General features: G+C 66.3%; 23 protein-coding genes. 11 read left to right on the forward strand and 12 right to left on the reverse strand.

Going from position 1 to position 22,990, the window contains the following annotated elements; all coding sequences use genetic code 11:
• Window positions 1-34 precede the first annotated feature (34 nt).
• From A9D14_RS14155 to A9D14_RS14180, 6 genes are all read right to left on the reverse strand, one after another.
• Entirely contained in the window at window positions 35-976 is a 942-nt protein-coding gene (locus A9D14_RS14155; protein ID WP_066849324.1) for an isoaspartyl peptidase/L-asparaginase family protein, read from the reverse strand.
• Window positions 977-1,070: 94 nt separating this feature from the next.
• Window positions 1,071-1,355 carry a hypothetical protein gene (locus A9D14_RS14160; protein WP_157668242.1) on the reverse strand — a complete coding sequence of 95 codons (285 nt, stop codon included), beginning with the start codon at window positions 1,353-1,355 and terminating at the stop codon, window positions 1,071-1,073.
• A gap of 17 nt (window positions 1,356-1,372) precedes the next feature.
• Window positions 1,373-2,377: a quinolinate synthase NadA gene (gene nadA / locus A9D14_RS14165; RefSeq protein WP_066849326.1), complete on the reverse strand. Its 1,005-nt coding sequence runs from the start codon at window positions 2,375-2,377 to the stop codon at window positions 1,373-1,375.
• Between the two features lie 63 nt (window positions 2,378-2,440).
• Window positions 2,441-3,226: a hypothetical protein gene (locus A9D14_RS14170; RefSeq protein ID WP_066847707.1), complete on the reverse strand. Its 786-nt coding sequence runs from the start codon at window positions 3,224-3,226 to the stop codon at window positions 2,441-2,443.
• 67 nt (window positions 3,227-3,293) lie between these two features.
• Window positions 3,294-4,169, reverse strand: coding sequence for an MBL fold metallo-hydrolase (locus A9D14_RS14175; RefSeq protein ID WP_066847709.1), 876 nt, complete (start codon window positions 4,167-4,169; stop codon window positions 3,294-3,296).
• A gap of 37 nt (window positions 4,170-4,206) precedes the next feature.
• On the reverse strand, window positions 4,207-5,010 hold the full coding sequence (locus A9D14_RS14180; protein WP_066847711.1) for a HesA/MoeB/ThiF family protein: 804 nt from the start codon (window positions 5,008-5,010) through the stop codon (window positions 4,207-4,209).
• Window positions 5,011-5,315: 305 nt separating this feature from the next.
• Here A9D14_RS14180 and rpsT point away from each other — a divergent pair, with 305 nt between their 5' ends.
• From rpsT to dut, 8 genes are all read left to right on the forward strand, one after another.
• Complete coding sequence (gene rpsT / locus A9D14_RS14185; protein WP_066847713.1) at window positions 5,316-5,576, forward strand: 30S ribosomal protein S20; 261 nt, start codon at window positions 5,316-5,318, stop codon at window positions 5,574-5,576.
• Window positions 5,577-6,316: 740 nt separating this feature from the next.
• Window positions 6,317-7,729: a chromosomal replication initiator protein DnaA gene (dnaA, locus tag A9D14_RS14190; protein ID WP_066849329.1), complete on the forward strand. Its 1,413-nt coding sequence runs from the start codon at window positions 6,317-6,319 to the stop codon at window positions 7,727-7,729.
• A 13-nt stretch (window positions 7,730-7,742) separates the two neighbouring features.
• Complete coding sequence (locus A9D14_RS14195; protein ID WP_066847715.1) at window positions 7,743-8,150, forward strand: hypothetical protein; 408 nt, start codon at window positions 7,743-7,745, stop codon at window positions 8,148-8,150.
• Between the two features lie 29 nt (window positions 8,151-8,179).
• Window positions 8,180-8,992 (forward strand): bifunctional DNA-formamidopyrimidine glycosylase/DNA-(apurinic or apyrimidinic site) lyase, encoded by an 813-nt coding sequence (gene mutM / locus A9D14_RS14200; RefSeq protein ID WP_066847717.1) that lies wholly within the window; start codon window positions 8,180-8,182, stop codon window positions 8,990-8,992.
• A 51-nt stretch (window positions 8,993-9,043) separates the two neighbouring features.
• On the forward strand, window positions 9,044-9,793 hold the full coding sequence (locus A9D14_RS14205; protein WP_066847719.1) for a class I SAM-dependent methyltransferase: 750 nt from the start codon (window positions 9,044-9,046) through the stop codon (window positions 9,791-9,793).
• A gap of 7 nt (window positions 9,794-9,800) precedes the next feature.
• Window positions 9,801-11,369: a 2-polyprenylphenol 6-hydroxylase gene (gene ubiB / locus A9D14_RS14210; RefSeq protein ID WP_066847723.1), complete on the forward strand. Its 1,569-nt coding sequence runs from the start codon at window positions 9,801-9,803 to the stop codon at window positions 11,367-11,369.
• Between the two features lie 10 nt (window positions 11,370-11,379).
• Window positions 11,380-12,654, forward strand: coding sequence for a bifunctional phosphopantothenoylcysteine decarboxylase/phosphopantothenate synthase (locus tag A9D14_RS14215; protein WP_087910526.1), 1,275 nt, complete (start codon window positions 11,380-11,382; stop codon window positions 12,652-12,654).
• Window positions 12,651-13,145 (forward strand): dUTP diphosphatase, encoded by a 495-nt coding sequence (gene dut, locus A9D14_RS14220; protein ID WP_066847726.1) that lies wholly within the window; start codon window positions 12,651-12,653, stop codon window positions 13,143-13,145. Before A9D14_RS14215 ends, dut begins: the two co-directional genes overlap by 4 nt.
• A 171-nt stretch (window positions 13,146-13,316) precedes the next feature.
• On the opposite strand, the gene A9D14_RS14225 is transcribed toward dut, so the two are convergent.
• The 4 genes from A9D14_RS14225 to secB all read right to left on the reverse strand — a co-directional run bounded on the left by A9D14_RS14225 (window position 13,317) and on the right by secB (window position 17,358).
• Window positions 13,317-14,009: a DUF4136 domain-containing protein gene (locus tag A9D14_RS14225; protein ID WP_066847727.1), complete on the reverse strand. Its 693-nt coding sequence runs from the start codon at window positions 14,007-14,009 to the stop codon at window positions 13,317-13,319.
• A 173-nt stretch (window positions 14,010-14,182) separates the two neighbouring features.
• The gene (gene trpS, locus A9D14_RS14230) at window positions 14,183-15,199 is read right to left on the reverse strand and encodes a tryptophan--tRNA ligase (RefSeq protein ID WP_066847728.1); all 1,017 of its coding nucleotides are present in this window, start codon (window positions 15,197-15,199) and stop codon (window positions 14,183-14,185) included.
• Window positions 15,200-15,218: 19 nt separating this feature from the next.
• Window positions 15,219-16,811 (reverse strand): murein biosynthesis integral membrane protein MurJ, encoded by a 1,593-nt coding sequence (gene murJ, locus A9D14_RS14235; protein WP_066847729.1) that lies wholly within the window; start codon window positions 16,809-16,811, stop codon window positions 15,219-15,221.
• A gap of 28 nt (window positions 16,812-16,839) precedes the next feature.
• On the reverse strand, window positions 16,840-17,358 hold the full coding sequence (gene secB, locus A9D14_RS14240; protein WP_066847730.1) for a protein-export chaperone SecB: 519 nt from the start codon (window positions 17,356-17,358) through the stop codon (window positions 16,840-16,842).
• 286 nt (window positions 17,359-17,644) lie between these two features.
• Between secB and A9D14_RS14245 the strand changes: the two genes are divergently transcribed.
• The 3 genes from A9D14_RS14245 to A9D14_RS14255 are packed head-to-tail and all read left to right on the forward strand — an operon-like array spanning window position 17,645 to window position 20,075.
• Window positions 17,645-18,322, forward strand: coding sequence for a Tim44/TimA family putative adaptor protein (locus tag A9D14_RS14245; protein WP_087910527.1), 678 nt, complete (start codon window positions 17,645-17,647; stop codon window positions 18,320-18,322).
• Window positions 18,323-18,339: 17 nt separating this feature from the next.
• Entirely contained in the window at window positions 18,340-19,491 is a 1,152-nt protein-coding gene (gene mltA, locus A9D14_RS14250) for a murein transglycosylase A (RefSeq protein WP_066847734.1), read from the forward strand.
• The gene (locus A9D14_RS14255; protein WP_066847737.1) at window positions 19,488-20,075 is read left to right on the forward strand and encodes a Smr/MutS family protein; all 588 of its coding nucleotides are present in this window, start codon (window positions 19,488-19,490) and stop codon (window positions 20,073-20,075) included. The genes mltA and A9D14_RS14255 overlap by 4 nt, the downstream gene beginning before the upstream one ends.
• Before the next feature lie 62 nt (window positions 20,076-20,137).
• On the opposite strand, the gene ahpF is transcribed toward A9D14_RS14255, so the two are convergent.
• Window positions 20,138-21,745 (reverse strand): alkyl hydroperoxide reductase subunit F, encoded by a 1,608-nt coding sequence (ahpF, locus tag A9D14_RS14260; protein WP_066847740.1) that lies wholly within the window; start codon window positions 21,743-21,745, stop codon window positions 20,138-20,140.
• A 123-nt stretch (window positions 21,746-21,868) separates the two neighbouring features.
• Complete coding sequence (gene ahpC, locus A9D14_RS14265) at window positions 21,869-22,435, reverse strand: alkyl hydroperoxide reductase subunit C (protein WP_066849335.1); 567 nt, start codon at window positions 22,433-22,435, stop codon at window positions 21,869-21,871.
• Window positions 22,436-22,990: the final 555 nt, after the last annotated feature.

The raw sequence follows: 22,990 nt of genomic DNA on the forward strand, positions 1-22,990 counted from the left end.
AACGCGCCGCGCCGCTTTCGGGTCCGGAGGCGGCCTATCGACCGTTTCCGAACACGGCCGTTTCGCGCAGGCCGGTGCTGTCGATCCGCCCGCGATGCATGCCCGGCGTGTTGAACGCGAATGCCGTGCTGCCATCGGGAGCGGCGACGATCACACCCCCGTCGCCGCCGAGGTCACCGACCTCGCCGATGACGTGATTGGCGGCCTGTTCGGCCGTCTCGCCCCGGAAACGCATGCGCGCGCAGATTTCATGCGCGACGCCGAGGCGGATGAAATATTCGCCCGCGCCCGTGGCGGAAATCGCGCAGGCGCGGTCGTCGGCATAGGTGCCCGCGCCGATCACCGGCGAATCGCCGATGCGGCCCCAGCGCTTGCCGGTCAGCCCGCCGGTGGAGGTGGCTGCGGCGACATGGCCGCTGGTATCGACCGCGACGGCGCCGACGGTCCCGTATTTGAGGTCGGCATCGAACCAGTCCTCGCCGCTGGCGACGCGGTCGCGGAATTCCTGCCACTGGCGGCGGCGTTCCTCGGTCGCGAAATAGCTTGGGTCGACCTGTTCGAGGTCCTGTTCCCTTGCAAACACATTCGCGCCGTCATTCGCGAGGAAGACGTGAGGGCTGTTTTCCATCACCGCGCGCGCGGCGGTGATGGGGTTCTTGGTGGTGAGGATACCCGCGACCGCGCCTGCTTTGCGCGTTGCGCCGTCCATGATCGCGGCGTCGAGCTCGTTCCTGCCCTCGAAGGTGAAGACCGCGCCGCGGCCCGCGTTGAACAGCGGGTCGTCTTCCAGAACCATCACCGCCGCCTGCACCGCGTCCATCGCCGCGCCGCCGTCGGACAGGACCTTGCCGCCCGCCTCCAGCGCCTTGTCGAGCGCGGCGCGATATTCGGCGACCTGTTCGGGGGTATAGCGGTCGGGCGTCAGAACGCCCGCGCCGCCATGAATGGCGAGCGACCAGCGGGGGGTATCGGTCATGTCATCCTCTTGTGCATGGGCAGGCGCGGCCCCTAGCGCAGAAATCAGCGCGGCCATAGCGGCGACTGCCGCGGTCAAACGCGCTGTGCCCGGCTTAAATCTGATCGCCATCCTCTTCGCTCCGGTAGAGAGTGAATCCTGCTCCGCGCCTTATCATGGGCGGCATGGCGCGAACCTTCTGGACGCTTTCGCGGCGCATGATGGGCATGGGATCTCGACCAGGCGCGCCGAAATTGCGAACATATTTCTTTCGTACCCAGTCAACCGCCTTGAATTCCGCCCGGGTGGGGTTCAGCGCCTGAACGAAGCGGGTGGTATAAAATCCATGTCGCTCGCCATCACACGCCCGCGATGCCGAGAAATTGCTGCCATGGATCATGACCCGGTAGAACGGCACTATGCGCGGCCCAGGTCGCCCTTGCCGATGGTGCCGCTCGCCATCTCGATCATCTTGTCGAGGCTCTGCTTCGCCTTCAGGCGCAGGCCTTCCTCGATCTCGATCCGGGGCTCGAGGTCGCGCAGCGCGATGTAGAGCTTCTCCATGGTGTTGAGCGCCATGTAGGGGCAGATATTGCAGTTGCAGTTGCCGTCCGCCCCCGGCGCGCCGATGAAGTTCTTCTCGGGCAGCGCCAGTTCCATCTGGTGGATGATATGCGGCTCGGTCGCGACGATCAGCGTGTCGCTCTCGGTGGTCTTGGCATATTGCAGGATGCCGCTGGTCGATCCGACGTAATCGGCATGGTCGACGATATGCGGCGGGCATTCGGGATGCGCCGCGACGGGTGCGCCGGGGTGCTGTTCCATCAGCTTCAGCAGTTCGGTCTCGCTGAAAGCCTCGTGCACGATGCACACGCCCGGCCACAGCAGCATGTCGCGGTCGAACTTGCGGTTGAGATAGCCGCCCAGGTGCCGGTCGGGGCCGAAGATGATCTTCTGGTCCTTGGGGATCTGCGCCAGGATGGTCTCGGCCGAGGACGAGGTCACGATCACGTCGGACAGCGCCTTCACCTCGGTGCTGCAGTTGATATAGGTCAGCGCGATGTGGTCGGGATGCGCCTCGCGGAAGGCCCTGAACTTTTCGGGCGGGCAGCTGTCTTCAAGGCTGCAGCCCGCATCCAGGTCGGGCAGCACCACGATCTTGTCGGGCGAGAGGATCTTGGCGGTGTCGGCCATGAATTTCACGCCGCAGAACGCGATCACGTCGGCGTCGGTCGCGGCGGCCTTCTTCGATAATTCCAGCGAATCGCCGACGAAATCGGCGAGATCCTGCAGTTCCGGCTTCTGGTAGTAATGCGCCAGGATCACGGCGTTGCGCTCCTTGCGCAGCCGCTCGATCTCGGCACGCAGGTCGAGGCCGGAGAGATTTTCGCCCATGATGGCTTTGGGGGGCTGGGCAGTCATTTGGGAAGGCTCCTTGGTGATCGCCTTCCAGATGGACTGCCCATCCGCCGAGTTCAAGCGGTGTTACATGGTGAAGCCCGGCGGGATGAACGCCTCCATAGGCCGTTCGCCGCCGGGGGTGCCTGCGGTGAACGCCTCGGTCATGGCGATGCCCCATGGGGAATAGGCGATCAGATCGGCTGCCAGTTGCACCGCCAGCACCGCGCCGATGCCCCAAAACCACGCGGGATGGACGCGGCCGGTGACCATCTTGTCCCGGATCATGCCGATGGCGGGCCAGACCAGCACCACGCCCAGCATGAAATGCCACGCATGCGGGATCAGCAGCGGCAGCGGAATGATGCGCCCCAGCCCCGGCCCCGTCAGGATCGCAAAGCCCGTCAGCATCAGCCGCCGGTGCCATCCCGAATAGCGCCGCGCCCGCAGCGAGGCGAAGGCCAGCCCCGCAAAGGCCAGCAGATGCGCGGTGTTGGAAAACAGGAACTGGTTCTTGTCGAAGAAGAACGGCCCGCCGGTGCGCTGCGACACGGTGAGCGACAGCACGATCCCGACCACCACCATCAACGGGATCCACGCAAAGGACACCATGCCCAGCGTGCGGTGCAGCCGGACATTATTTCCCGCGATCAATATGTTCTGCGCCAGATAGAGCGCGACCCAGCCGAAGAACACCAGCGCATGGGCATGGAAGATCATCGGCACGGCAAAGGTCGAGCGCCCCATCGCCAGATGGAGCGAAAAGCCGGTCACGATGGTTAGCGACATGACCAGACCAAGATAAAGATAGAAACGGCGTTCGGCCGCTTCGGACGTGTTCGGCGCGGCTTGCGCAGAGGATGATGTCGCCATCAGCCTGACCCTCCTCCTATACCGACCCGGCGCGGCTTTTACTCCGGTTCGGCAGAAAAGGAAAAGATCAGTTCGTCAGGCTCCATGTGTCGTCCGTCGAAACGACTTCGCCGCGTCTTGCCAGATCGGTGAGATGGGCGAGTACCGACATGCCCGCCGCGCCCACCAGCCGCGAATCGAGGCCCTTGTACATGGCGGTCACCATTGCGGGGATCGGCTTGGGCCCGTCCTGCAACTGGCGCAGGATCTGGCGCTCGCGCTGGCGGCGGTGGCCGATCATGCCGCGCACCAGCTGGCGCGTGTTGGTCACCGGTGCGCCATGGGCGGGGTAATAGACCTTGTCCTCGCGCTGGTGTAGCAGCTCCATGCTGGCCATGTATTGGCCCATGTCGCCGTCGGGCGGGATGACGACCGTGGTCGACCAGCCCATCACGTGATCGCCGGTGAACAGCGCGCCGCTTTCCTCAAGCGCGAAGCAGAGGTGGTTCGAGGTGTGGCCGGGCGTCGCCACCGCGGTCAGCGTCCAACCGTCGCCGGTCAGCCGCTCGCCATCGGCCAGCACGCGGTCGGGGGTATAGGTCGGGTCGAAGGGCGCGTCGCCGCGCGGACCGATGCTTTCGAGGTTGAGCGCCGCGCAGCCGATGATGGGCGCGCCGGTGCGCTGTTTCAGCGGGGCGGCGGCGGGGGAATGGTCGCGGTGCGTGTGGGTGCAGCAGATGGCGACGACCCTGGCATCGCCGATGGCGGCGATCAGCGCGTCGATATGCTCCGCTTCGTCCGGGCCGGGGTCGATGACCGCGACATCCCTGCCCGCGCCCACAAGATAGCTCTGCGTGCCGTGCAAGGTAAAGGCGCTGGGATTGTCCGCCAGCACGCGGCGCACCAGCGGTTCGAGCGTGACGGCGGTGCCGACGGGTGGGGCGGGTTCGGTCTGGGAAGCCATGGCGCCGATATGGGGGCGCGGACCGCCGCTGTCGAGTTCATGCGGTGCCGCAGGCCGAGCAGCCGGGGTCCTTCATCACGGCAATCGTGCGCAGCGCCGGCTTCAGCCCGTCGAACAGCTGCAATTGTCCGTATTGCGGATCGCCCAGCGCCGAGATGCCCGAAAGCGCGATCCGCACCGCCATCATCGCGCCCATGCTGCCCGCCATGCCGGTGAACGCGCCCAGCACACCGTCGGCGGCGCAGGTGTCGCAATCCTCGGCATCGAACGCATCGCCGACCCAGCAGCGATAGCAGGGCTGATCGGGCAGGTGCCCTGCGAAATTGGCCATCTGCGCCTGAAAGCGGCCCACGGCGGCGCTGGTCAGCGGCTTGCCCAGCGCGGTGCAGGCGTCGGACACCGCGAGGCGCGTCGCGAAATTGTCGCAGCCGTCGAGGATCTGGTCGGCGTCCGCCAGCAGGTCTTCGGCATTCGCCAGGGTGATGCGCTGCGCGACCGGCGTGACCGCCAGCGCGGGATCGAAGCGGCGCACCCATGCGGCGGCGGCCTCGGCCTTGGGTTTGCCGAGGTCGGCCTCGGTAAAGATGGTCTGGCGCTGGAGGTTGCTGGCCTCGACCGCGTCGTCGTCGATGATGGTGATGCGCCCGAAGCCCGCCGCGGCCAGGTACTGGATCGCGGGCGAGCCGATCCCGCCCGCGCCGATCACCGCGACATGCGCCGCCGCCAGCCGCGCCTGCCCCGCGCCGCCGATTTCGGGCAGCACGATATGGCGGGCGAATCGCTCCAGCCTGTGCGGATCGGCCAGTGGGTCGGTCGTGGGGTCGGTAAGGGGGTCGGTCATGGCGAAGGCCTTGCCGCCGCAGGGGGCGGAGGGCAAGGGGGAGAGCGGCCGAACAGCAGGCCAGCAGCGGGCCAGTTGCGGGGGGCAGCGCGATATCGTGCGGCAATCCTTGACGATTCGCATCAGCGCCGCTATGCGCCGCGCTTTCCGTGGGTCGGGCCCGTTTCGGGCAGCGAACCTGCGTGGATTTCACTTATGGATTTCGGGCTGCACGGACAATCGACTGGCAGCCGCCAACCGGTCTTGAACCAATAGCGGGTTGAACGCCAGCCGAGCAGGCCCGTCAGCCAAGAAGGAATATACGAATGGCCAATACGCCGCAGGCGCGCAAGCGCATCCGCCGCAACGAGCGGCGCGCCGAAGTGAACGGAAACCGCGTCAGCCGCATCCGCAGCTTCGTCAAGAAGGTCGAATCCGCGATCGAGAGCGGCGACAAGGAAGCGGCCAAGGCGGCCCTTGCCGGTGCGCAGCCCGAACTGCAGCGCGGCGTGGCACGCGGCGTGATGCACAAGAACACCGCCTCGCGGAAGATGAGCCGGCTGACCAAGCGCGTCGCCGCTCTCTGATCTCTCCATCGCGGCGACCTGCGCTCCGCGTGGCGGAGCATTCGGGAGAGTCGCGGAGATTTCACACACATCAGATCGCGCCGGGCGATTCGGACCGATTCGGTCCTGCCCCGGCAGCGATATTGCCGCTTGAAGGCCGGAGATATCCTCTCCGGCCTTTTGCGTTGCACTGCAGCAAAGCGCGGGCGTTTTCGCCGCGCTGCAAGATTCGACGGTTAACCCACGATTCGGGCCCCCTAGCAGGGTCAAAAACGCCGGAATTCAGCCGTTTATTTTGGAAGCGCAGCAATTCTGCGGGGTTCCCCGAGTCAACTGGCTTTATTTCAGAATTTTTACGTGTCCACACTTGCCGCTCGCCCCTCCACAGCCTTAGAAACTGACTCGCCGGTCAATTCATGGACGGCACCAATGGACAACGCAGAATCATCTTCCTGCCGTAAGGGGGCGGCGGAGGACTGCTGGGCCGTGCCAAATGGCCGGTGCGGCATGCGGGACCGTTCCGGGCGGAACCGTTTCCGAAAGGAACGGAACCGAACCGCGGAATCTTCAGGGGTGCGTCATCTTTGATCGGGTAATGATTGGACGGCACCTGGAAACTTCCGGGTGGGGATCGGAGTATGGTGGTGATGGGACGAACGGGGGCAGGTCCGCTGGCGAGCGGCAAATCCGCGCATGGTGACCTGGGCAAGCCGGGCAATCTGGGAAAACCGGGCAATCTGGGCAAACTGACACGCGGGCCAATGGACAACGAAGTGAACAATCTGATGGCGGAAGAAGAGCGCGAGGCCCTGGCGGCGGACTGGTCGGACATTTGCGTGGGACTGCGCAAGGACCTGGGCCAGCAGCTGTACGGCCAGTGGATCCGCCCGATCGAGCTGGGCAATTTCTGCCGCGAGACCGGCACGCTCGACCTGTATCTGCCCACCGAATTCTCGGCCAACTGGGTGAACGACCGGTTCTCCGACCGCCTGTCGCTGGCCTGGAAGATCGCGCGCAGCGAAGTGCGCAATGTCCGCATCTCCGTCCATCCCGGCCGCCGCAAGCTGCCCGAGCTGCATGTCGGTCCCGCCGCCGCCAACGACCACACCCCCGCGCCGACCAATCCCGCCGACGCGATCGCCGAACTGGGCAGCGCCGGGCTCGACCCCATGCTCACCTTCGCCAGCTTCGTGACGGGCGAGGGCAACGTGCTGGCCTATAATGCCGCGCAGCGCATGGCCGCGTCCGAGGCGCCGCAATTCTCGCCGCTGTATCTGAAAGCCGCCACAGGGCAGGGCAAGACGCACCTGCTGCATGCGATCGGCCACCAGTTCGCCGCCGCCAAGCCGGGCAGCCGGATCTTCTATTGCTCGGCCGAACGCTTCATGGTCGAGTTCGTGCAGGCGCTGCGCCAGAACCAGATGATCGAGTTCAAGTCGCGGCTGCGCGGGTTCGACATGCTGCTGGTCGACGATATCCAGTTCATCATCGGCAAGGCCTCGGCGCAGGAGGAACTGCTCTACACGATCGACGCGCTGCTGGCCGAGGGCAAGCGGCTGGGCTTTGCCGCCGACCGCGCGCCCCAGGCGCTGGACGGGGTCGAGCCGCGGCTGCTGTCGCGCCTGTCGATGGGGCTGGTCGCCGATATCCAGGCCGCCGACATCGATCTGCGCCGCAAGATCCTGGAACACCGCCTGACCCGCTTTTCCAGCAGCGACGTGCCCGACGACGTGATCGAGTTCCTGGCCCGCACGATCAGCCGCAATGTGCGCGAGCTTGTCGGCGGCCTCAACAAGCTGATCGCCTATGCGCAGCTGACCGGGCAGCCGGTCTCGCTCAACCTGGCCGAGGAGCAGCTGACCGACATATTGTCGGCCAATCGCCGCCGCATCACCATCGACGAGATCCAGCGCACGGTCTGCCAGTTCTACAGGCTGGACCGCAGCGAGATGGCGTCGAAGCGGCGCGCGCGCGCCGTGGTACGGCCCCGGCAGGTGGCGATGTATCTGGCCAAGGTGCTGACCCCGCGTTCCTATCCCGAAATCGGGCGCAAGTTCGGCGGGCGCGACCATTCGACCGTGATCCACGCGGTCCGCCTGATCGAGGATCTGCGCACCCGCGATGCCGACATGGACGGCGACGTGCGCAGCCTGCTGCGGCAATTGGAAAGCTAGGGCGCCAGCCGCAGTGCCGATCACCCGCGCCGTATTCGCGGCGCTCGCTTTGGCCCTGGCCCTGGCGGCCTGCGGCGACAACCCCAAGCAGCGCGTTCCGGCCGAACCCGAACAGCCGCGCGAGGGCGTCTATGTCGCCCGTTACGTGCCGCTGCTCGGGCCGGACGGCCGCCCCGCTCATGCGCGGCTGGCGCTGTTTCATGGCAGCTATGGCGTGGTGAACGATTGTCTGGTCTTCGACATGGGCGGCCCCGAACCGGCGCTGGCACGATTTCCCACCGGCACGCGCGTCGACATCCATGCAGATCATGTCGTGATCGGCGAGACGTCCATCGCTTCGGAATGCGCGAACAGCGCGACGGCGGGGACGCCTATGGCCGGCTGGTCGAACCGCCGCCGAAGAATTGCCGCTATTCCGTGATCGGTCCCTGATCCCTATCTGTAGCTGCGATGCCTGAACTTCCCGAAGTCGAAACCACCGTGCGCGGCCTTGCCGGATTCCTGGAAGGCGAGACGATCGCGCGCGCGCGCGTCCATCGTCCCGATCTGCGCCGCCCGTTCCCGCCCGACCTGGTGCAGTTGCTGACCGGCGCGACAGTGACGCATCTGGGGCGCCGCGCGAAATACGGCCTCATTCATCTCGACCGCGAGCAGGTGATGATCTTCCATCTGGGGATGAGCGGGCGCTGGCGGATCGATCCCGAGGATATCGGCAAGCACGATCACTTGGTGCTGGAAACCGGGGCGGGGCATGTGCTGGCCTTGAACGATGCGCGGCGGTTCGGATCGGTCGATCTGGTGGACACGGATGCGCTGGACGATTTCGCGCCCTTTGCCGCGATGGGGCCCGAACCGCTGGGGCCCGATTTCACGCCCGCATATCTCAAGCGCGCGCTGGCGGGGAAGATCCCCGCGATCAAGCTGGCGCTGCTGGACCAGCGCATCGTCGCCGGGCTGGGCAATATCTATGTGTGCGAGGCGTTGCACCGCGCGGGAATCCGGCCCGACAGGGCGGCGGGGCGCGTGTCCCTGCCAAAACTGAAACTGCTGGTCCCCGCGATCCGCGATGTGCTGAGCGAATCGATAGAGGCGGGCGGATCGTCGATGCGCGATTACGCGCGGCCCGACGGCGAGCTGGGCTATTTCGCGGCCCATTGGCGAGTCTATGGCCGCGAGGGGCAGCCCTGCCATTGCGGGGGCACGGTGGAGCGTTTCGTGCAGGGCGGGCGGTCGACCTTCTGGTGCCCGAAATGCCAGCGATAGAATGCGTGCTTTTCCTTTGCGGCGCGCGGATTAGGCCCTAAACCGCCCGACATGACGGACACCCCGACAAGCCCGCCGACCGCCTCGTTCGGTTACGAGGAGATTCCCGCAGAAGAGAAGATCGCGCGCGTCGGCGCGGTGTTTTCGGGCGTGGCGAAGAAATACGACATCATGAACGACGCGATGTCGGGCGGGATGCACCGGCTGTGGAAGGACCGCTTCGTGCGGCGGGTGAAACCCCGCGGCGGAGAGCGCATCCTCGACATGGCGGGCGGTACCGGCGACATCGCGTTCCGCATGGCGGACAGCGGGGCCGAGATCACGGTTTCGGACATCAACCAGGACATGCTCGACGTCGGGCTGGAGCGCGCGGTGAAGCGCGGGATCGACGATTTCGTCTGGTCCTGCCAGAACGCCGAAGAGCTGTCCTTCGCGGATCGCAGCTTCGATGCCTATACGATCGCGTTCGGCATTCGCAACGTCACCCATATCGACCGCGCTCTGGCCGAGGCGTACCGCGTGCTGAAGCATGGCGGGCGGTTCTTCTGCCTGGAATTCTCGACCACCGAATGGCCGGGGTTCAAGGATGTCTATGACGCCTATTCGCACCGGATGGTGCCGCGCATCGGCAAGGCCATCGCGGGCGACGAGGACAGCTATCGCTATCTGGTCGAATCGATCCGCCGCTTCCCGCCCATGCCCGCGTTCGAGGCGATGATCCGCGAGGCCGGCTTTACCCAGACAAGGGTGGAGCCGATCATGGGCGGTCTGGTCGCGATCCATTCGGGCTGGAAGATCTAGAAAGCCCGTGACCCAGCCTGCCACGCATATCTACCGCCTTTTGAAATGGGGCCGCATCCTGGCGCGGCACGGGGCGCTGCGCATTGTCGAGGATCATCCGCAGACCCCCGGCCCGGTGCGCCGCCTGTGCCGGGTCGCGCGCTTCGGCACGGTCCAGCCGAAACGGCCGCAATATGCCGAGGCGTTCCAGGACATCGGCCCCGCCGCGATCAAGCTGGGCCAGACGCTGGCCACCCGCCCCGACCTGGTGGGAGAGGAAGCGGCGCGCGGCCTGCTGAGCCTGCAGGATTCGCTGCCGCCGGTGGCGTTCGAGAAGATCGCCGCCTCGATCGAGGTGAGCTTCGAGCGGCCCTGGACCGACATCTACGAAAGCATCGAGGAAGCGCCCGTCGGCGCCGCCAGCATCGCGCAGGTACACCGCGCGGTGACCACCGATGGCCGCATCGTCGCGGTCAAGGTGCTGCGCCCCGGCATTCGCGAGCAGTTCACGCGCGACATCGACACCTATGAATGGGCCGCCGCCCATCTGGAGGCGCTGGGGGGTGAGGCGCATCGCCTGCGCCCGCGCCTGACCATCGCCAATTTCAAGCGCTGGACCAATCGCGAGCTGGACCTGCGGCGCGAGGCCGCGAGCGCCTCCGAACTGGCCGAGGCGATGCATGCGGTGCCGGGGTTCTGCGTGCCGTCGATCGATTGGGACCGGACCAATGGCCGCGTGCTGACGATCGAATGGATCGACGGCATCAAGATGTCGGACCGCGAGGCGCTGCTGGCCGCCGGGCACGACATGCAGGACCTGGCGCAGCGGCTGGTGCTGGCCTTCCTGCGGCAGGCGATCAGCGCGGGCTTCTTCCACGCCGACATGCACCAGGGGAACCTGTTCGTGAAGGCGGACGGGACCATCGTCGCCATCGATTTCGGCATCATGGGCCGCATCGACCGGCAGGCGCGGGCCTGGCTGGCCGAGATCCTCTATGGCCTGACCACCGGCAATTACCGCCGCGTCGCCGAGATCCATTTCGAGGCGCAATACGTGCCCAGCCACCATTCGGTCGACGAGTTCGCGACGGCCCTGCGCGCGGTGGGCGAGCCGATGCGCGGCAAGCCGGTGAGCGAGCTTTCGGTCGGCCAGATGCTGGACGGGCTGTTCGCGATCACGCGCGATTTCGACATGAAGACGCAGCCGCACCTGCTGCTGCTGCAAAAGACGATGGTGATGGTCGAGGGGATCGCGACGCAGCTTTATCCCGGCATCAACCTGTGGGACGTGGCCGCGCCCTTCGTGCGCGAATGGATCCGCGACGAGCTGGGGCCCGAGGCCGCCATCGCCGAGCGGATCCGCACCGATACGCAGACGCTGCTGCGCATCCCCGCTCTGATACGCCGGCTGGAGGAAGTGTATCCGCCCCGCGGCGGCGCACCCGAACCGCCGCCGCTGGCCGATGTCGAGCTGATCTGGGAACGCCGCGCCCGCCGCAAGGCGCAGAGCCGCGGATCGGCGATGCCCTATATGGTCAGCGCCGCGCTGGGCGGCGCCGCGGTCTATGGCGCGATTCTGCTGGGCTGGCTCGGCTAGGGAGGGGTAGGTGGCCATGCGCAGGATCCTGCTGATCGTCGGCGGCGGCATCGCGGCCTATAAGGCGTGCGAGCTGGTCCGCCTCATCCGCAAGGGCGGCGGCGAGGTGACCTGCGTGGTGACCGAGGGCGGGCAGCATTTCGTGACCCCGATGACGCTGGCCGCGCTGTCCGAAAAGCCGGTCTATACCACGCTGTGGGACCTGAAGAACGAGGCCGAGATGGGCCATATCCAGCTGAGCCGCGAGGCGGATCTGGTGGTGGTGTGCCCCGCGACGGCGGATCTGATGGCCAGGATGGCGGCGGGCATCGCCGACGATCTGGCGACCACCCTGCTGCTGGCGACCGACAAGCCGGTGATGGCCGTGCCCGCGATGAACGTGCGCATGTGGGAACATCCCGCGACGCGTCGTAATGTCGCGCGGCTGCGCGATGACGGGGTGACGGTGCTGGAGCCTGACGAAGGGCCGATGGCCTGCGGCGAATATGGGGCGGGCCGCCTGCCCGAACCGGAAGCGATCTGGCAGGCGATCAGGGCGTTCGGGGATTCCGGTCCCTTGGCCGGTCCCGTGGCCGATCCCCTTGCCGATCCCCTGGCCGGCCAGCCCGATTTCGCGAGCGAGAATCACCGGCCGCTGCATGGCCGCCATGTGCTGGTCACCGCCGGACCCACGCATGAGCCGATCGACCCGGTGCGCTACATCGCCAATCGCTCCAGCGGGAAGCAAGGCTTTGCCATTGCCGCCGCCGCAGCCGCGGCGGGCGCGCAGGTGACGCTGATCTCGGGGCCGGTGCATCTGGACACGCCGCCGGGCGTCGAACGCTATGACGTCGAATCGGCGGCCGAGATGCTGGACGCGGTCGAATCGGCGCTGCCCGCCGATGTGGCGATTATGGTGGCCGCGGTGGCCGACTGGCGCGCGGCGGACCGCGCGGACAGCAAGATCAAGAAGGACGGTTCGGGCCAGGTTGCGCCCCTGCCGCTGGCGGTCAATCCCGACATCCTTTCCAGCGTGGCGGCATCGCCCGCGCGGCCCCGGCTGCTGATCGGCTTCGCGGCGGAAACCGAGCATGTCGTCAGCCACGCGCAGGCCAAGCGGCTGCGCAAGGGCGCGGACTGGATCGTCGCCAACGATGTATCGGGTGACGTGATGGGCGGCGACAGCAACACCGTCCATCTCGTCACGGCAGAGGGGGTGGAGGACTGGCCCGCCATGCCCAAGGACAAGGTCGCGGCCGCTCTGGTCGAGCGCATCGCCGCGCATTGCATGAAGGACGACGCATGACGAAGCCCCACGAACCCGTACCCGTTCCCGTGATGCGGCTGGAGGGCAACGACGACCTGCCGCTGCCGCGCTATGCCAGCGAAGGCGCGGCGGGAATGGACGTGGTGTCTGCCGAGGACTGGATCATCGCGCCCGGCGACCGCGTGGCGGTGGCGACGGGGCTGGCGGTGGCCATCCCGGAAGGGTTCGAGATCCAGATCCGCCCGCGTTCGGGACTGGCGCTGAAGCACGGGATCACCGTGCCCAATACGCCGGGGACCATCGATTCGGATTATCGCGGCGAGCTGAAAGTCATCCTGATCAACCACGGGCAGGAGCCTTACAAGGTCCAGCGCGGCGACCGCATCGCGCAGGCCGTGCTAAGCCCCGTCGTGCGGGCCAGCTGGCTGAAGGTCGAGCATCTCGACGAGACGAAGCGCGGAGCGGGGGGGTTCGGTTCCACCGGTTTCGGATCAGCGGAAGTGCGCCCGATCAACGGCGGGGAAGACTGAAAAGGACGACTGGCGCAAGGGGCCCGGCCGCCCCTCGAAAATCTGTTGGCTGCGCCCTGTTCCTGGCGCTGGACCAAACGGCCGGGCAGTTGAAGGGGCGGCTGTGGCCTCGCGGTGGAGACCGCCCCGGGGAAAAGGGTTGGCCCCGCACGATGGCGGGGCCGGAAACGATCAGTTCAGGCGCTTGACGGTCTTGTCGCCGTCATCGGGCGCGATCGAGATGCGCAGCGTCTCACCCGAATTGCCGGGGAAGTCGGTGAACATCGCGTCTACCAGATTGGGCACCAGGTGCTGCAACCGGTTCGAGGTCGAAACCGCTTCCGCCTTGCCTTCGAACAGGCGTTCGCCGGTGGCACGATTCTCGATCTTCATGTCGATGCCGCTGGTATAGATGGTATAGCTGCGCACTTCGGGACCGCCGAAATAGGGGTCGTACCAACCATAGCCCCAGCCGCCGCCGCGATAGAAGCTGCGGCGCGGATAGAAGCCCGGGCCATACCACGGACCCCAGGGATCGGCGAAACCGGTGCCGACGGTGCGAACGCGTTCACGCCCGTTGTCGACGCCATAATCGAAGCTGACCAGCAGATCCGCCGTCTCGGCAGGGGCAAGGGCATAGCCAAGCTGCGCCATCTCCGTCTCGACGTAGTCGGCGTAAAGCTCGAACTCCAGCCCGCCCTGCATCGCCGGATCGTCGGCGACGACGGCGAAGGTCTTGCCCTGGGGTGCCGGCAATTGCGTCTGGAAGCGCGACACATCCGCCTTGAACGGGGTCGCGCAGCCGGCGACGCCCGCCACCAGCAGGGGGGCGGCAAGGATCTTGGCCCAGAAGCCAAATGAACGGGACGGCCGTGCGGATGTCATCGATCTGCTCTCCAGAAAAATCGTGTCGGCGCAGTATCAGTCGCGATGCAGTATCAGTCGCGATCTAGCGGAACGGAGCGCCGTGAATTCTGCACAGGCTATAGCGATTCGCCGCTGAACGAAACTTGAACATTCATAGATTAACACATGGCAAGCCGCCAAGTTTCATGGACTTAGCGAAGTAATCCCAGTGCGTCATAGGCGCCCGCCAGAGTCGGCGCAGCGACTTCGCGCGCACGCGCCCCGCCGCGCGCCAGTATGGCGTCGATCTGTTCGTCGTCGTCCTTCAGCGCATTGAATCGCTCGGTCACCGGGCGCAGATGTTCGACCAGCAGTTCGCCCAGCGCGGGCTTGAACTTGCCGAACCCCTCACCGCCGAAGTCGGACAAGACGCCCGCGACGGTGCCGTCGGTCAGCGCCGCATAGATCGCGACCAGGTTCAGCGCCTCGGGCCGCCCTTCCAGCCCCGCGGGTTCGGTCGGAAGGGGCGCGGGGTCGGTCTTGGCCTTCTTCACCTTCTTCATTACCGTGTCGGCATCGTCCGACAGGTTGATCCGGCTCATGTCCGAAGGGTCCGACTTGCTCATCTTCGAGGTGCCGTCGCGCAGGCTCATGATGCGGGCCGCGTCGCGGGGGATGATCGGTTCGGGCAGGGTGAACAAGGGCGCGTTGTCGGTGCAGAAGTCGTTGTTGAACTTCTGCGCGATGTCGCGCGCCAGTTCCAGGTGCTGCTTCTGGTCCTCGCCCACCGGGACATGGGTGGTCTGGTACAGCAGCACGTCGGCAGCCTGCAGCACCGGATAGGTGAACAGCGCCGCGCTCGCCCCTTCGCGGTTCTTGCCCGACTTGTCCTTGAACTGCGTCATCCGGTTCAGCCAGCCCATGCGGGCGGTGCCGTTGAGCAGCCATTGCAGCTCGGCATGTGCGGGGACCTGCGCCTGGTTGAACAGGACCGATTTCGCATCGTCGATGCCGCAGGCGGTCAGCGCGGCGGCCATCGTGCGCGTACCGGCCTTCAGCGCGGCGGGATCGTGCGGCATCGAGATCGCGTGCAGGTCGGCCAGGAAGAAGAAGCAGTCATGCCCCGCCGCCGCCGCCTCGTCCTGCATGCGCACCCAGTTGCGGATCGCGCCCAGATAATTGCCGAGGTGGAGACTGCCGGTGGGCTGGATGCCCGAGACGATACGCATGAAAACTGCCTTTGCGACTTTATTCGGAAAGATCGACGGGCTTGGCCGGTCGCCTGCGCCGTAGCTGCGCGATCAGGTCCTTGTCGAGGGCGCCGATCGCCCATGCCACCGCGAAAAAGGTCACCGCGCCCGCGCCGACCAGCACGGACAGCGACCAGATCCTTTCCAGCACGGTGCCGGAATAGCGCCCGGCCATCAGCGGGACGAGATACCACAGCACCGCGCCCATGACTGCGCTGGCCACCAGCTGGCGCGCGATGCGTCCGCCCAGCTTGGCGGTGAAGTGGAACCAGCCCCGCATCTGCAGGATGGTGTAGAGCGTCAGCACGTTGAGCGTGGAGGTGATCGCGGTCGCCGCAGCCAGCCCGACGATGCCATAGCGCGGCACGACGTAGAAATTGATCGCGATATTAATGACCAGCGCACCCGCCGCGATCCACACCGGCGTCTTGGTGTCCGATCGGCTGAAGAAGGCGGGCTGGAACACCTTGACCAGAACATAGGACGGCAGGCCCGCGACCAGCGCCATCACGATCTGGCCCATGATCAGACCGTCGGTCGGGGTCATGCGGCCGCCCACGAAGAAGGCCGTGGTAAAGGCCGGCGCGCAGATCGCCAGCGCGACGGCGGCGGGGAGGGTGAGCAGCGTCGCCATCTCGACCGCGTTCGCCTGCAGACGCTGCGCCTCGCGCGTGTCGCCGGTCTGGATGTGGCGCGCCAGCATCGGCAGGATCGCCGTGCCCAGCGCGATGCCGACGATGCCCAGCGGCATCTGGTTGAGCCTGTCCGCCAGCTTGAGCAGCGTCAGCGATCCCTGCGGCAGGCTGGTGGCGAAGAACGTGTCGACGAACTGGCTGATCTGGTAGATACCCGCGCCGAAGGTGGCGGGCAGGATCAGCATGCCCAAGCGCTTCACCTCGGGCGTGAAATGCGGGCGGGTGATCTTCAGCGTGACCCCCGCCTTGCGCACCGCCCAGGCCATGTATGCCAGCTGCACCACGCCCGCGACCGGGACCGAGATGGCCAGCGCGGTGGCGATATCGGCCTCGCTTCCGCCGGTATGGCCGATGTAATAGCCCGCGCCCAGCCCGCTGATCAGCACGATATTGAGCAGCACCGGCACGAAAGCGCCGGGCGCGAAGCGGGACTTGGCATTCAGCAGCCCCGACAGCATCGCCACCAGGCTGACCAGCGCCAGATAGGGAAAGGTGATCTGCGCAAGATCGACCGACAGTTCGAACTTGTCCGGCACTTCCTGATATTCGCGGGCCAGCAGCCAGACGATCCCCGGCATCGCCAGCATGGCCAGCGCGGAAAAGCCCAGCAGCACCCAGACGAATACAGACAGCGTGTCGTTGGCGAAGCGGTTCGCCGCCGCCTCACCCTCTTCCGAGTGCAGGCGGTGCGAATACATCGGGACGAACGCGACCGAGAACGCCCCTTCCGCGAACAGGCGGCGGAAGGTGTTGGGCAGGATGAAGGCCAGCTGGAACGCGTCCGCCGCCGCGCCCGCACCCAGGACGCGGGCGAGCAGCATGTCGCGCGCGAAGCCGAACACGCGGCTCAGCGCGGTGAGCCCTCCGATCGTCCCGACGTTGCGGACGAGGCTCATCTCAGTGGCTTTTCCTCAGGCTCGGCGCTCAGGCGTCGCCGGCGGGAGGCTGGGTATTCTCGCGGCGGCGCTGTTCCATCTGCTGCTGGTAGAGGCCCGCGAAGTCGATAGGGTCGAGCAGCAGCGGCGCATAGCCCGCATCGCGCACGGCGTCGGCGACGACGCGGCGCAGGAAGGGGAACAATATGCGCGGCGCCTCGGCGAACAGGAACGCGTGGCTCTGCGCCTCGGGCACGTTGCGGATGCCGATCAGGCCGCAATAGGTCGCCTCGACGATATAGGCGGTGCCCTGCGGCGCCTTGGCGGTGCAGGTGACTTTCAGCGCGACCTCATGCACCTCGCCGTCGATCTGGTTCGACTGGATGTTGAACTGCACGTCCAGCTGCGGCTGGTCGCCCCACTGGTAGCTTTTGGGCGCGTTCGGATTCTCGACCGAGAGATCCTTCACATATTGCGAGATCAGCCCGATGGTCGGCTGCGTGTCGCTGCCATTGCCATCGGTCGCGCCATTACCAAGATCGGTCAGGATATTGCCTTCGTCGGCCATGATGTCTTTCGTTTTCGCTAGAGTCGCGCGCGGCATGCACGCGGGGGTCGGCTGCGGCGCGTAGCATCGCCGCTGGCCCCTAGCAACCGGGCCGGCAACCGGCAGGTTACCGGAATGCCCTGGAAGCTGCGCCAAAGCGGCACAAGGGGCAGCATTTGCGCCAGAATATGACAGGGATGCGATGGGAGGGACGTTTGTATATTTGTGTTTGCTTCCTATTTAAGGCAGGTTCGCCTTTCATGCCGGCGACAAGGTCGGCCAAATGCTAATAACGGATGGATCACTCGTGATCGTCGAAATCGTCATACTCGCCATGATCGCCGCCTTTCTGGGCCTGCGTCTCTATTCCGTCCTCGGCCGCCGTGCCGAGCATGAGGAGGAGATGCTGGGGCGCATGCCGCATACCCCCGAGGCGCAGGCACCGGCTCCGCGCTCGCAGCAGCAGGGCGATGCCAATACCGCCGAAGATCGGCAGGTTCCGGGGCTTGAGCGCGCCCTTGCGGGCATTCCGCTGGGCGCCCAGCGCGCGGTGCGCGAGATTGCCGGCGCCGATCGCCGCTTCACCCCGGTCGGCTTCATCGAGGGGGCGAAAAGCGCCTATGCGATGATCCTCGAGGCATTCTGGAGCGGCGACCGCGAGACGCTGAACGAGCTGTGCGACGACGATGTCTATGCCAGCTTCGTCGCCGCCATCGACGCGCGCGAGGCTGCCGGCGAATCGGTCGAGAACCGCCTGATTCGCATCGAGGAGGCCGAGATCGTGGGCGCGGATTTCGATGCGCCGATGGCGCGCATCACCGTGCGCTTCGCCGCCGACATCGCGGCGCTGACCAAGGACCGCGACGGCAACATGATCGCGGGTTCACTCGACGATGCGATCCAGTCGCGCGACGTGTGGACCTTCAGCCGCAAGGTCAATGCGACGCGGCCCGACTGGCTGCTCGACGAAACCGACGAAGGCTGATCCGGACACGGGGGAAGATGGTGCTGCGCAGATGGGCCGCCGCGATGGCGGGCGTATCGCTGCTGGCGGCCTGCGCCGCGCCACCGCCCGAACCGGTTCCGCCCCCCACTGCCGACCGTGCCGCCGATGCGCGGCTTGAATCCGGCGCCGCGGTCAGCACCATGGCGCTGGAGCCGGGTGATGCCGCCGCGGCGCTGTCCTCTTTCGTCGAAAGCTGTCCCAGGCTGCTCGCGCGCGACGATGCGAGCGGGCTGACCCGCGCCGAGGACTGGCGCACCGCTTGCGATGCCGCGCGGGTCTGGCCCGCTGCCTCGGCACGCGATTTCTTCGCGGGCTATTTCGAAAGCGTCGAGGTTGCAGGCGGCGACGGGTTCCTGACCGGCTATTTCGAACCGCAGATCGCGGGTGTGCGCGATAGGACACCCGGCTTCGACGTGCCGGTCTATGCCATGCCCGCCGACCTGGTGCGCCAGCCCGGTTACGCTGGCGAAGGGCGTGCCCCGCTGGGCCGCGTGGCCGAGGATGGCGGCTTTGTTCCCTATCACGTACGCGCCGGGATCGTTTCTGGCGCGCTGGACGGCAAGGCCGAGGTGATCGGCTGGGCCGCCGATCCGATCGACTTCTTCTTCCTGCAGATCCAGGGTTCCGGCCAGCTGCGCGCGCCCGACGGCAGCGTGATGCGAATCGGCTATGCCGGGCAGAACGGGCGCGAATATGTCGCCATCGGCCGCATCCTGCGCGAACGCGGCGTGTTCCAGCCGGGCGAGGCGACCATGCAGGGCATCGTCGACTGGCTGCGCGCCAATCCCGCCGAGGCCGACGAGGTCATGAATGCCAACAAGAGCTGGGTGTTCTTCCGCGAGCTGACCGGCGACGGGCCGCTGGGCGCCCTGGATGTGCCGGTGCGTCCGCATGCCAGTGTCGCCGCCGATCCGCGCTTCGTGCCGCTGGGCGCGCCGGTCGTCATCGATGCCGCCGACGACGAGGCCGATGGCATCTGGATTGCGCAGGACACGGGCGGCGCGATCAAGGGCGCGAATCGGCTCGACACTTTCTGGGGGGCGGGCGACCGGGCAAAGGCCATTGCGGGCGGCATGTCGAGCGATGCGGCGATCACGCTGCTGCTGCCGCGCGGCACACTGGCGCGGCTGCGCGCCGGCGACCGGTGAGGCGCCCCCCGGGCAGACGATCGGGCCGCGAACTGGACGAGGATGAGCGGCGGGCATGGGCGCATCTTGCCGCGACGGTCACGCCGATGCGGGGACGCAAGAGGCCTGCGGTGCCGGACAAGGCGCCGCCTGCGCCCGCTCCCACGGCCAGGCCCGCACCGCAACTGCAGCCGCCCCGCGCGCAGAGGCCGATCGCGCCTCCCCCTCCGCCCGTGCTGGGCGAGGGCGGCGGCGGGCTGGACCGCGGGTGGGAGCGCAAGCTAGGGCGCGGTACGGTCGACCCCGATTTCACGCTCGACCTGCATGGCCATACGCTCGACGCCGCCTATCGCAGGCTTGAGGCGGGAATGACGCAGGCCATCGCGCAGGGCGCGCGGGTGCTGCTGGTGGTCGCGGGCAAGCCCCGGCCCGTCGATGCGGCCGACCGCAGCAACCGGCGCGGCGCGATTCGCGCAAAGCTGCTCGACTGGCTGGCCGCCGGGCGCCACGCGGGCCATATCGCCGCGATCCGCAAGGCGCATCCGCGCCATGGCGGGGCGGGCGCGCTCTACATCATCATGAAGCGCCCGCGCCCGGGCGGCTGACCAACGAAAAGGGGCGCCCCGATAATGGAGCGCCCCCTTGGTCTACGTGCCGGCCGGCAAGGTCAGGCAGGCTGGGCCACCTTTTCGGCCTGCGCGATCTCGTCCGCGGGTTCGGTGCGGATCAGGTAGTCGAAGGCCGAAAGCCCCGCGGTCGCGCCCTGCCCCATCGAGATGATGATCTGCTTGTAGGGCACGTTGGTCGCATCGCCCGCCGCGAACACCCCCGGCAGGTTGGTCGCGGCCCTGGCGTCGGTGACGATCTCGCCATGCTTCGACAGTTCGAGGCCCGATTCCTTCAGCCATTCGGTGTTGGGGACCAGCCCGATCTGGATGAAGACGCCCTGCAGCTCGACCTTGTGCAGCTCGTTCGTCTCGCGGTTCTTGTATTCGAGGCCGGAGACGCGTTCGCCATCACCCAGGATCTCGGTCGTCGCGGCCGAGGTGAGAATGTCGACGTTCTTCATCGAGCGCAGCTTGTCGACCAGCACCTGGTCCGCGCGCAGCTTGCTGTCGAATTCGATCAGCGTGACATGGCCGACGATATTGGCGAGGTCGATCGCCGCCTCGACGCCCGAATTGCCGCCGCCGATGACCGCGACATGCTTGCCCTTGAACAGCGGACCGTCGCAGTGCGGGCAATAGGCGACGCCCTTGTTGCGATAGTCCATCTCGCCCGGAACGCCCAGGTTGCGCCAGCGCGCGCCGGTGGTCAGGATCAGGCTGCGGGCCTTGAGCGATGCGCCATTGGCCAGCACCACCTCGTGCATGCCGCCGGGCTGCGAGGCCGGGATGAGCCTTTCCGCCGTCTGCAGGTTCATCACGTCGATGTCGTACTCGCCCACATGCTGTTCCAGCGCCGCGGACAGCTTGGGCCCCTCGGTATAGGGGACGGAGATGAAGTTCTCGATCCCCATGGTGTCGAGCACCTGACCGCCGAAACGCTCGGCCGCGATGCCGGTGGAGAAGCCCTTGCGCGCGGTATAGACCGCCGCCGAGGCGCCGGCGGGGCCGCCGCCCACGATCAGCACTTCGAACGGTGTCTTCCCCGCGATCTTCTCGGCCGCCTTGGCGCCCGCGCCGCTGTCGACCTTGGCGAGGATCTCCTCGACATTCATCTTGCCGCTGGCGAACATCTCGCCGTTCAGGAAGGTGGCGGGCACGGCCATGACGCCGCGTTCCTCGACTTCGTCCTGATAGGTGCCGCCCTCGATCAGGGTGGCGTTGATGTGCGGGTTGTAGAGCGCCATCAGCGTCAGCGCCTGCACCACGTCGGGGCAATTGTGGCAGGACAGCGAGAAATACATCTCGAAATCGAAATCGCCTTCAAGGCGTTCGATCTGGTCCAGCACGTCCTGCTCCACCTTGGGCGGGTGTCCGCCGGCCCACAGCAGGGCAAGGACGAGCGAGGTGAATTCATGGCCCAGCGGCAGGCCTGCGAAGCGCACCCATTTCTGTGGGTCGCTGGCGCGGCGAATGATGAAGCTGGGCTTGCGGGCGTCATTGCCTTCGAAGGACGCGCTGACCTTGTCGTTCAGCTCGGCGATTTCGTTCAACAATTCGCGCGTGTCGTCGGACTTCTTGCCCTCACCCAATGAGGCAACGAGTTCGATCGGCTCACGCAGGTTTTCGAGATATTGCTTAAGCTGCTGCTTCAGATTGGCTTCAAGCATGGCGAGGGCCTCCTGTTGTGCGTAATTTAGCGGATTCCGGACGCAAAAGCGGCCCGGACGGCAGGACCATCCGGGCCGCTGTCGCTTTCAGTGCCCCTTCGAGGGAAGAGGGCGTATTCCTGATCAGATCTTGCCGACAAGCTCGAGCGAGGGAGCCAGCGTGTCGCTGCCTTCTTCCCACTTCGCCGGGCAGACCTGACCGGGGTTGTTGCGGACGTATTGCGCGGCCTTGATCTTGCGGAACAGTTCCTTGGCGTTACGGCCGACGCCTTCGCAGGTGATTTCCATGATCTGGATCACGCCATCGGGATCGACGACGAAGGTCGCGCGGTCGGCAAGGCCCATTTCCTCACGCAGCACGCCGAAGTTGTTCGACAGCGTGTGCAGCTGGTCGCCCAGCATCGGGAACTTGATCTTGCCGATCTTTTCCGAAGTGTCGTGCCATGCCTTGTGGCTGAAGTGGGTGTCGGTCGACACGCCATATACTTCGACGCCCATGCCCTTCAGCGCGTCGTACTGCTCGGCAAGGTCTTCCAGCTCGGTCGGGCAGACGAAGGTGAAGTCGGCGGGGTAGAAGAAGAAGACTGCCCAGCCGCCCTTCACGTCGTTGTCGCTGACGTCGAAGAAGTCCTTGCCGGCCTGGAAAGCGGTGGCTTTGAACGGCTTGATGGTGCTTCCGATGATACCCATGCGATAATTCTCCATTGGTGTTTTGCCCGGTGACCGGGCGTGAATTCATGTTGCAACACACAAATAGGTGCTGCACCCGCGAACCCCAAGCGGAGAAAGCCGATAAGTTTGATAGAATTATTCAATGAAACGAAACTGATCGTTTTGTCCGATCATCTACACGGATCATCGGCGGCAATTTAAAAGCCGTCGGCGGCGCTGGGACGCCTTAACACTCTCGCATCTGCAGCAGCGTAATCAGCCGCATTGCGCCCGGTTCAACAGGAAGTGATCGGCCAGCGTCAGCGCCATCATCGCCTCCACCACGGGCACGCCGCGCAGCCCGACGCAGGGGTCGTGGCGGCCTTTCGTGACGATCTCATCCGATTCGTAGCCGCCATCCTCGTCGCTTTTCCGGATGGTGGGCACGGGGGTCAGGATCGAGCTGGTCGGCTTGAACGCGACGCGCAGGCGCACCGGCTGGCCGGTTGAGATGCCCCCGGCGATGCCGCCCGCATGGTTGGCGCCGAACGCCACGCCGTCGCCGTCGGGGCGCATCGTGTCGGCGTTCTGTTC

This window comes from Croceicoccus marinus (assembly GCF_001661675.2).
GTDB lineage: Bacteria > Pseudomonadota > Alphaproteobacteria > Sphingomonadales > Sphingomonadaceae > Croceicoccus > Croceicoccus marinus.

Excerpts from the sequence above, each read along its gene's own strand:
- A9D14_RS14155 (WP_066849324.1), bottom strand. The coding sequence starts at position 976 with ATGACCGATACCCCCCGCTGGTCGCTCGCCATTCATGGCGGCGCGGGC.
- A9D14_RS14160 (WP_157668242.1), bottom strand. The coding sequence starts at position 1,355 with ATGATCCATGGCAGCAATTTCTCGGCATCGCGGGCGTGTGATGGCGAG.
- nadA (WP_066849326.1), bottom strand. The coding sequence starts at position 2,377 with ATGACTGCCCAGCCCCCCAAAGCCATCATGGGCGAAAATCTCTCCGGC.
- A9D14_RS14170 (WP_066847707.1), bottom strand. The coding sequence starts at position 3,226 with ATGGCGACATCATCCTCTGCGCAAGCCGCGCCGAACACGTCCGAAGCG.
- A9D14_RS14175 (WP_066847709.1), bottom strand. The coding sequence starts at position 4,169 with ATGGCTTCCCAGACCGAACCCGCCCCACCCGTCGGCACCGCCGTCACG.
- A9D14_RS14180 (WP_066847711.1), bottom strand. The coding sequence starts at position 5,010 with ATGACCGACCCCCTTACCGACCCCACGACCGACCCACTGGCCGATCCG.
- rpsT (WP_066847713.1), top strand. The coding sequence starts at position 5,316 with ATGGCCAATACGCCGCAGGCGCGCAAGCGCATCCGCCGCAACGAGCGG.
- dnaA (WP_066849329.1), top strand. The coding sequence starts at position 6,317 with ATGGACAACGAAGTGAACAATCTGATGGCGGAAGAAGAGCGCGAGGCC.
- mutM (WP_066847717.1), top strand. The coding sequence starts at position 8,180 with ATGCCTGAACTTCCCGAAGTCGAAACCACCGTGCGCGGCCTTGCCGGA.
- A9D14_RS14205 (WP_066847719.1), top strand. The coding sequence starts at position 9,044 with ATGACGGACACCCCGACAAGCCCGCCGACCGCCTCGTTCGGTTACGAG.
- dut (WP_066847726.1), top strand. The coding sequence starts at position 12,651 with ATGACGAAGCCCCACGAACCCGTACCCGTTCCCGTGATGCGGCTGGAG.
- A9D14_RS14225 (WP_066847727.1), bottom strand. The coding sequence starts at position 14,009 with ATGACATCCGCACGGCCGTCCCGTTCATTTGGCTTCTGGGCCAAGATC.
- trpS (WP_066847728.1), bottom strand. The coding sequence starts at position 15,199 with ATGCGTATCGTCTCGGGCATCCAGCCCACCGGCAGTCTCCACCTCGGC.
- murJ (WP_066847729.1), bottom strand. The coding sequence starts at position 16,811 with ATGAGCCTCGTCCGCAACGTCGGGACGATCGGAGGGCTCACCGCGCTG.
- secB (WP_066847730.1), bottom strand. The coding sequence starts at position 17,358 with ATGGCCGACGAAGGCAATATCCTGACCGATCTTGGTAATGGCGCGACC.
- mltA (WP_066847734.1), top strand. The coding sequence starts at position 18,340 with ATGGTGCTGCGCAGATGGGCCGCCGCGATGGCGGGCGTATCGCTGCTG.
- ahpF (WP_066847740.1), bottom strand. The coding sequence starts at position 21,745 with ATGCTTGAAGCCAATCTGAAGCAGCAGCTTAAGCAATATCTCGAAAAC.
- ahpC (WP_066849335.1), bottom strand. The coding sequence starts at position 22,435 with ATGGGTATCATCGGAAGCACCATCAAGCCGTTCAAAGCCACCGCTTTC.